This is a genomic window from Streptomyces sp. NPDC001980 (assembly GCF_040296885.1).
GTDB lineage: Bacteria > Actinomycetota > Actinomycetes > Streptomycetales > Streptomycetaceae > Streptomyces.
Genome location: NZ_JBEOYD010000032.1, coordinates 21,830 through 29,990, shown reverse-complemented (window position 1 = coordinate 29,990; position 8,161 = coordinate 21,830). Strand labels below are relative to the sequence as shown.

The window sequence follows — 8,161 nt, the reverse complement described above, 5'->3', positions numbered from 1 at the left end:
GGAAGGCAAGGAACCGCTGACATGAGCAACCCGTTCGAGAACCCCGAAGGCGTCTACTCCGTCCTCGTCAACGACGAGGGCCAGTACAGCCTCTGGCCCGACTTCGTGGGCGTACCGGCCGGCTGGACCGTCGTCCACGGCCCGGCGGCCCGGCAGGAGTGCCTGGACCACATCGAGACACACTGGACGGACATGCGGCCCAAGAGCCTGGTCGACGGCTCCTGACGGCACACGAAAGGGGGGGCGGTCCGGTCTGGAACCGGACCGCCCCCCTTTCTGCTCTCCTGCGCTCACGACGCCGGCTGTTCCACCTTCGTCGACGTCTTGCCGTCCACCGCCGCCGCCAGCTGCGGCACCAGGCGGTCCAGGACGTAGGGGATGCTCAGCACGGTCGACAGGGACACCGCGTTGCCGTAGTCGCTGGTCTCCTTGATGTAGACCTCACGGCCCTGCTTCACCACGTTCAGATCGCCGTAGACCGGGTCACCGTGCAGCTTGGTGACCGACGTGGTGGTGTCCGGCGCGATCCACACGGCCACGTCCTGGTCGAGCAGGTCGTAGCGCTCCTTGCTGATCTGGGCGCCGAACTGGTCCCCGATCACCTTGTCGAGGTCCTTGGGCAGCGCGAACCCGAGGTCGGACAGGAGCCGGGAGCGCGGGTCCTGGCTGCCGTAGACGAACACGCCCTGGTACGGGGTCGCCATGACCGCCGTGGCCTTGGCGAACGCGGGGTTCGCCTTCTCGGCCGCCGCGAACTTGGCCTCGACGCCCGAGACCAGGGCCTTCGCCTCGTCCGCCTTGCCGAGCGCCTGCCCGATCTCCTCGGTCTGCTGCTGCCACGGCACGCCGTAGTCGTTGTACTGCTTCGGCTGGGCCACGACCGGCGCGAACTTCGACAGGTTCTCGTACTGGGCCTTCGTCAGCCCCGAGTACGCGGCGAGGATCAGGTCCGGCTTGAGCGCGGCGATCTTCTCCACCTGCGGGCCGGTGCCGGTGTCCTTGAGCACGGTGGGCGCGGCCGCGCTGCCCAGCTTGTCCTGGGCCCAGGGGCCGATCGCGCCCTTGTAGCCGCCCAGCCACTCGGTCGTGCCGACCGGGACCTTGCCGAGGGCCAGGACGGCGTCCTGGTCGGTGAGGCCGACCGTCACGATCCGCTCGGGTTCGGACTTGATGGTCGTACTGCCGAACTTGTGGGCGATCGTCACGGGGAACGCGCCGGCGGACGAGCCCTTCGCCGCGGACGACGACGAGCCGGAGTCGCTGTCGGAGTCGGAGGTGCCGCAGGCGACCGCCGTCGCCGTGAGCAGGAGTACGGAGGCGAGCAGGCCGGTGAGCCTGGACACTCTGGTGACGCGGGGCATCGGCTGATCCTTCTGTTCTTGGCCGTTCTCGGCTGTTCCTGGCGATGGGTCCGGCGGGGGCGGCTCGGCTTTGTGGAGATCAGTGGGGAGCGGCGGGGGAGCGGTGGTCCGACCAGGCCTGCCACAGGGCGGCGTACCGGCCCCGGGCGGCGAGGAGTTCGTCGTGGGTGCCCTCCTCCACCACGCGGCCGTCGCTCAGCACGACCACCCGGTCGGCCGCGGCGGCCTGGCTGAGGCGGTGCGCCACGACCAGCGCGGTACGGCCGCGCAGCGCCTGCTCGGCGGCCTCGTCGAGCAGCCGGGCGCCGGAGCTGCCCGCCTCGGCGGTCGCCTCGTCGAGCACGACGACCGGCGGATCGGCCAGCAGCAGCCGGGCCAGGGCGAGTTGCTGGGCCCGGTCGGCGGTGAGCCGGTGCCCGCCGTCGCCGACGACCGTGTCCAGCGCCTCCGGCAGGGCCTCGGCCCAGCCGAGGGCGCCCACCGCGGCCAGCGCGTCCCGCAGCTCCTCGTCGCTCGCGTCCGGGCGGGCGAGGCGCAGGTCGTCGGCGAGCGGCCCGGCGAAGACGTGCACCTCCTGGGTGACGAGCCCCACCAGGCGGCCGGAGCCGTCCGGTTCGGCGCCGCCGACGTCGACCCGGCCGGCCTCCGGGCGGTGCAGTCCCGCCACCAGCCGCGCCAGAGTCGTCTTGCCCGCACCCGTGGTACCCACCAGCGCGACCCGCTCCTTGGGCCGAACCATCAGGTCGACGCCGTGCAGCACCGGACGGCCGGGCACGTACGCGTGCGAGACCCCGGTCAGCGTCACGGTCGGATCGCCCGCCACACCGGTGGTACGACCGCCCGTGCGCTCGTCGGCCGCGGGCGCCGGCTCGTCGACGACCCCGACCAGCCGGGCCAGCCCCGCCGTCGCCGACTGGGCGTCGTCGAGGAGCACCAGCGCGGTGTTGACCGGCCCGAAGAGGCTGTGGAAGTAGAGCGCGGCGGCCGTCGCCGTACCCACCGAGGCGGAGCCGGACCGCACCAGCAGGAACCCGGTGACCAGCACGGCGGCGAGGCCCACGTACTCGGCGATGTGCAGCCGGCTGTAGAAGCGCAGCACCAGCCGCACCCCGCGCATCGTCAGCTCCACCGCCGCCCGCGACCGCTCGGTGACCCGGCGGGTGTGGTCCTCCTGCAGCCGGTACGCCCGTACCGTCCGCGCCCCGCCGATGCTGTCCAGCAACTGCTGCTGCTGGGCCCCGGTGGCGATCCGCTCCTTCGCGTACAGGGGCACGGCGTTCCGCACGTACCAGCGGGCGGTGTGCGCCTGCACCGGCACCGCGAGCAGCGCGGCCAGCAGGAACCGCCAGTCCAGCAGGGCGAGGGCGGCCAGGGTCAGCACGATCGACAGCCCGGAGCGGGCCAGCTCGGGCAGGGCGGTGCGGACCGCGTCGGCGACCCGCGAGACATCCCGGGTGACCCGGGAGTTGAGGTCGCCGGAGCCCGCCCGCTCCAGCCGCTCCAGCGGCAGTGACAGGGCGCGCTCCACGAAGAGTTCGCGCAGCCGGGCGAGTGCGGTCTCGCCGAGCCGGGACACCAGGGACATGCCCAGCGCGGTGCTGACGCCCTGCACCACGGCGACCCCGGCGAGCGCGACGACCGGCCAGGTGAGCGCGTCGGGGGAGCGGTGCTCGGTGACCACGTCCACGATGTGCCCGAGCAGCGGCTGGGTGAGCAGTCCGACGGCCGTGGCGATCACCATCGTGCCGAAGCCGGCGACCGCCAGTTTCCGGTCGGGGCGCAGGAGTTCGCGGACGGCCGCGCGGGTGCGGGTGGGCGTGGCGGTGGGCAGGAGACGGCCTTCGGCGCTGTCCGGCCCTGCGGCGCTGTCCGGCCCTGCGGTGACGTCCGGTCCCCCGGTCACGTCCGGTCCGGCGGTGCGGTCCGGTGCGGCTGCGTGGTCCGGTCCGGCGGTGTGGTCCGGCTCCGGGACGGGGTCCGTCATGCCAGCACCGCCGTCCGGTAGGTCTCATGGGTCCGGGCCAGTTCCGCGTGGGTGCCCTCGGCGCCGACGCGGCCGCCGTCCAGCAGCACCACCCGGTCGGTGACGGAGAGCAGCGCCGGGCTGTTGGTCACCACGACCGTCGTACGGCCCTGCCGGAACTCCCGGAGCCCCTCGGCGATCCGCGCCTCGGTGACCGCGTCCACGGCGGTCGTCGGATCGTGCACGACCAGGACGGGGGGTCCGGCGTGCAGGGCCCGCGCCAGCAGGACCCGCTGCCGCTGCCCGCCGGACAGCGAACGCCCGCCCTCGCCCACCCCGGTGGCCGCGCCGTGCGGCAGCGAACGAACCACCTCGTCGGCGTCGGCGGCGGCCATGGCGCGTGCCGTCAGCAGGTCATCGGCAGCGCCCGCGGGGACCACGTTCTCGGTGAGGGACCCCTCGAACAGCGCGGCGTCGTGCGCGGCGACCAGCACCGCGGCCCGCAGCCGGGCCGGGTCCAGCCGGGTCAGCGGCACCCCGTCCAGCTCGACCGAGCCCGACTCCGGGTCGCTCTCCCGGCCCAGGCAGCTCAACAGGGCCTCGGCGCACGCCGGATCGGTCACCGCGATCCCGGTCAGCCGCCCGGCGGGCACGTCGAGGTCCACGCCGTCCAGGCCGCCGAGCCGCACCCCGCGCAGCCGCAACTCCCCGCGCACCGCGTCCGGAACCGGCTCGTCCCCGCCCGGCACGGCGGGCCCGGCGGAGAGCACCTCGGCGATCCGGGCCGCGGAGGCACGGCCCTGCGCCAGCTCGGCGTTGACCCAGGCGAACGTCTCCAAGGGCCCCAGCAGGAACAGCGCGAGCCCCACCGCCGAGACCAACTGGCCCAGGGTGAGGGAGCCGTCGAGCGCCAGCCGTCCGCCCACCCAGGCGATCAGCGCGATGAACCCGCCGGTGAGGGCCAGCACGAGCCCGGTCTGCCACGACTCGGCCCGCGCCGCGCGCAGGGTGGCCGCGAGGGAGACCTGGCTGGTGCGGCGGTAGCGCTCGACCGCGGCCTGTTGCGCGCCGAGCCCCTTCAACACCCGCAGCCCGGCCACCAGATCGGCCGCGACCCCCGCGGCGCCCGCGGCCCGGTCCTGCTCGGCCTCGCTGCGCCGCTCCAGCGGCTTGCCGAGCAGATGCCCGAGCCACAGCAGCACCGGTGTGCCCAACAGCACGATCAGACCGAGCGGCACGGACGTCAGCAGCAGCGCCACCGCGCTGACGGCGATCCCGGCGATGGCCGAGATCCCGCTCATCAGAGCCATGTTGACCGCTCCGACGCGCTTGGCGTCCTCGGTGGCGACGTTGGCCAGCTCACCGGAGAGCCGGTCCGCCTCGGCCCCGCCCCGAGGGTCGAGCACCCGGCGCACGACGGCCAGCCGCAGCTCGTGGGCGGCCTCCTCGGCCCCGCGCTCCCCGGCCCGCGCACCCAGCCGGAAACTCCACGACAGGCACACGTACAGGACGGCCAGCACCGCCAGCCACAGCACCAGACGCCCGGTGTCCCGGCCGGCCACGGCCTGGTCGACGACGACACCGATGAGCACGGGGACCAGGGCTTCCCCGAGCTGGTGCACGCACCCGAGCGCCGCGCCGACAGCGACCCGCCGCCCCTGCCCTCCGACCGAGCCGGCCAGAACGTCCCGCCCCGACAGTTCCCCTGATCCCACCGGCCACCCTCCGGAAGCGGTCAACTTAGGCAAGGCTACTCTAAGTAAATCCGGTCACGTCAATCCCCCATGCCGGACGTGACCGGCACCGGCTCCCGGACCCGTGCCGCGCCGTCGTCACCGAACGAGCAGGTCAGGCCCTACCCGCAGCTGGTGAGGATCGATTCCGGCGAGGTCCTCGGGCGTTTCCCTCCGCCCAGGTGGACCGGCGCCGACCGCTCGCTGTCGACGCCCGCGAGCGCCGGGGGCCGCGAGAGGAACCGCTGCCGGGACTCCCGGGGGGAGACGCGGCCGCACTGGACGTCCCAGTGGCTGCCTCGCCAGGTGAGGAAGACCGTGCACAGGGGCGGCACCTCGAGATGCCAGAAAGTTCTTGCCGGTACGGCCAGGGCGTGGATGAGCGCGGCCCGGACCACGGCCGCTTCGGTAATGACCACCGCGTGGCCCGTGTCGGGCGCCACGCCGCGCAGCCAGTCCGCCGACCGGCGGCAGAGTTGGCGTACGGACTCCCCACCGTGGGGCGCGGCATCCGGATCCGTGAGCCAGGCACTGAACCCGTCGGGGTCGGCCGCGGCGACTTCACCGACGGTGCGACCGCACCATCCGCCCACGTCGAGATCGCGCAGCATGGGCTCGGACGCCGCCACCAGGCCGAGGGCATCAGCAGTCTGCGAGCAGCGGATCGAGGGCGCCCGGACGGCCCGCTCGTGGGGAGAGAGCACTGCTCTCGCGGTGCTTGCCAGACGCAGGGAGCGCTCGCTCAGGGGGGCGTCGCCGAGGAGCGGATCCAGAGTGGCATCACCGCCGGGCGCGCACAGAAACGTCAGGTGGATCGACATGGGATCGACCTCCTACTTGGCCCGGCACGGATTCGGACGGTGTGAGTACCACGCGAAGGCCGCTCGGCCGGTCGGGCCGGCGCCACGTGGTGCCTCACCTGCTCCACAGTCGGTGCAGGTCCCCCGGCCGCACTATCCGCCAGGTGTCCGGAACCACCCCGCCGACTGGCCGGCATGCCCCCGCGGCCCGGCCGAACCGGCACCGGTCACCGTTGCGCGCCGCCCGACGGGGTACGCAACCGGACCGTGGTCCGGTGGCCGGCGCCGCGGCTGACGAGCCGGCGGACGGCCGGGCCGGTGGCGGCGTTCACCGGTTCCGCTCAAGGGGCAGTTCGAGGCGGAGCTCGTAGCCCCCCTGGGTGGTGGGGCCGGAGGTGACGGTGCCACCCAGGAGTTCCGCGCGCTGGGCCAGGCCGACCAGGCCGTTGTGGGAGCTCGGCAGGGCGACCGCAGGCCGGGTGGGGGCGGTGTTGGTGACGGTGGCGCGGACGACACCGTCGCTGTGCCTGACACGGACGGTCGCGGCGGCGCCGGGGGCGTGTTTGCGGACGTTGGTCAGCGCTTCCTGGACGGTGCGGTAGACGGCGCGCTGCACCGTGGGCGGAAGCTCCTCGGGCAGGTCGGTCTCCAGCTTCGCCTCGATGCCGCTCGCCTCGACCAGGTGCTCCAGGTCGGCGAGCGACGGCTGCGGGGTGAGCTCCGTGGGCCTGCTGCCGGAGGCCCGCAGCACGCCGACCATGTGCCGCAGTTCCTCCAGGGTCTGCACGCTCAGGCGGCGGATCGTGGCCGCGGCCTGCCTCGTCTCGGCGTCCCGGCCGCTCACCTGGAGCGCTCCGGCCTGTACGGCGATGAGACTGACCTGGTGGGAGACCACGTCGTGCATTTCCCGGGCGAGCTGGGCGCGTTCCTTCGCCAGCACGCTCTGGGCGGTCAGCAGCCGTTCCTGCTCGCGGGCCTCGGAGATGTCGGCGAGCCGCAGGGACAGTTCGCGCCGCGCCTGGACGAGCTGGCCGAGGAAGACAGGGGCGGCAGCGGTGGCCAGCGTGTAGCTGAGGTGGAACAGGTTGTTGGTCTGGGACAACTCGGTGGCGTCCAGGGACGACCACGGCCAGGGCAGGTAGTCGATGATCGCGTAGGCCAGCGCGCAGCCGGCCAGCAGGAGACGGTGGCGGTTGAGGGAGGAGAGCGTGTACAGCGCGGCCATGGGGGCGACCACCGCGTCGGTGACCAGGGCGGTGGGGAGCGTGAGGACGAAGGTCGTCAGCGGCAGCCGGTGACGCAGCATCAGGGCGAGGGCGCCGAGCAGCGCGCACCCGGCAGCCGGCTGGTCCTTGACTCCGACGTGTGCCCAGGAGTCCGCCAGCGCGATCCCGACGAAGCCGATGTCGAGGAGCACAGCCGACGGCTTTCGGGAGTTCACCGGGCGCCCTCGTCCTGCGAGGGAGTGAGCAGGCCCGCGCGCTCGGCGATGAGAGCCGCCTGGACCCGGCTGCTCACCCGCAGTTTGCCGAGGACGTTGGTGACATGGCCCTTGATGGTTCCGGTGCTCAGGTGCAGCCGTTCGCCGATCTCGGTGTTGGCGAGCCCCTCGGCCATGAGGACGAGCACGGCACGTTCGCGCTCGGTGAGCCGGGCGGTGAGACGGACGGCGGCGGGCTCACGAACGCTGTTGTCGAGGTAGCTGTCCACCACCAGGCGAGTGACCTTGGACGACAGTACGGTCCCGCCCTCCGCCAGGGTGCGCACCAGATGGGGAAGCTGCTCGGGGTCGGTGTCCTTGAGCAGGAATCCGGCGGCCCCCGAACGCAGAGCGGTCGCCACGTATTCGTCGGTGTCGAACGTGGTGAGCATGGCGACCACGGGAGCCTCGGGCATGCGGCGGAGGTCGGCCAGGATCGTGAGCCCGTCCACGTCCGGCATCCGGATGTCGAGCAGGACGACGTCGGGTCGCAGCTCCCGCACCGTGGGCACCGCCTGGCCACCCGGTACCGCCGCGACGACCTCGATGTCGTCCGCCGTTTCGAGAATGTGCATGAAGCCCGTGCGGATCAGGGCTTCGTCATCGACCACCAGTACCCGGATCACGTGCGCTCCGCTCGTCGCATGCCCTGTCGACGCGTACCCCGTGGGAGCCTTCCTCCCGGCGCCCGGCGCCGAGAACCCGCCGGTTGGCGGCGTGACCTCAGCCGGTCGGCGGGCCGCCCGCCACCCGCTCACCGCCCGGGCGGCAGGCGTGCCAGCTCGGCGAACAGCGCGCCCGGCGCACCCGTGGCGCAGCCAGGA

The 8,161-nt window shown here is 73.5% G+C and carries 7 protein-coding genes; 1 reads left to right on the top strand and 6 read right to left on the bottom strand.

Annotated features, from left to right (window positions below; genetic code table 11):
- The first annotated feature begins 21 nt into the window (after positions 1-21).
- A complete protein-coding gene (locus ABT137_RS36560; protein WP_351715463.1) occupies positions 22-225 on the top strand; it encodes an MbtH family protein in 204 nt (67 codons plus the stop codon).
- 65 nt (positions 226-290) lie between these two features.
- On the opposite strand, the gene ABT137_RS36555 is transcribed toward ABT137_RS36560, so the two are convergent.
- The 6 genes from ABT137_RS36555 to ABT137_RS36530 all read right to left on the bottom strand — a co-directional run bounded on the left by ABT137_RS36555 (position 291) and on the right by ABT137_RS36530 (position 7,963).
- Positions 291-1,361, bottom strand: a complete 1,071-nt coding sequence (locus ABT137_RS36555) for an iron-siderophore ABC transporter substrate-binding protein (protein ID WP_351715462.1) — start codon at positions 1,359-1,361, stop codon at positions 291-293.
- A gap of 79 nt (positions 1,362-1,440) precedes the next feature.
- A complete protein-coding gene (locus tag ABT137_RS36550) occupies positions 1,441-3,345 on the bottom strand; it encodes an ABC transporter ATP-binding protein (RefSeq protein WP_351715461.1) in 1,905 nt (634 codons plus the stop codon).
- Entirely contained in the window at positions 3,342-5,039 is a 1,698-nt protein-coding gene (locus tag ABT137_RS36545; protein WP_351715460.1) for an ABC transporter ATP-binding protein, read from the bottom strand. The genes ABT137_RS36550 and ABT137_RS36545 overlap by 4 nt, the downstream gene beginning before the upstream one ends.
- A gap of 140 nt (positions 5,040-5,179) precedes the next feature.
- Positions 5,180-5,878 carry a histidine phosphatase family protein gene (locus ABT137_RS36540; protein ID WP_351715459.1) on the bottom strand — a complete coding sequence of 233 codons (699 nt, stop codon included), beginning with the start codon at positions 5,876-5,878 and terminating at the stop codon, positions 5,180-5,182.
- Positions 5,879-6,185: 307 nt separating this feature from the next.
- A complete protein-coding gene (locus ABT137_RS36535) occupies positions 6,186-7,298 on the bottom strand; it encodes a sensor histidine kinase (protein WP_351715458.1) in 1,113 nt (370 codons plus the stop codon).
- A complete protein-coding gene (locus tag ABT137_RS36530) occupies positions 7,295-7,963 on the bottom strand; it encodes a response regulator (RefSeq protein ID WP_351715457.1) in 669 nt (222 codons plus the stop codon). Before ABT137_RS36530 ends, ABT137_RS36535 begins: the two co-directional genes overlap by 4 nt.
- Positions 7,964-8,161 lie beyond the last annotated feature (198 nt).

What these genes read in the sequence shown, in the direction of transcription:
- ABT137_RS36560 (WP_351715463.1), top strand. Translation starts at nt 22, where the DNA reads ATGAGCAACCCGTTCGAGAACCCCGAAGGCGTCTACTCCGTCCTCGTC.
- ABT137_RS36555 (WP_351715462.1), bottom strand. Translation starts at nt 1,361, where the DNA reads ATGCCCCGCGTCACCAGAGTGTCCAGGCTCACCGGCCTGCTCGCCTCC.
- ABT137_RS36550 (WP_351715461.1), bottom strand. Translation starts at nt 3,345, where the DNA reads ATGACGGACCCCGTCCCGGAGCCGGACCACACCGCCGGACCGGACCAC.
- ABT137_RS36540 (WP_351715459.1), bottom strand. Translation starts at nt 5,878, where the DNA reads ATGTCGATCCACCTGACGTTTCTGTGCGCGCCCGGCGGTGATGCCACT.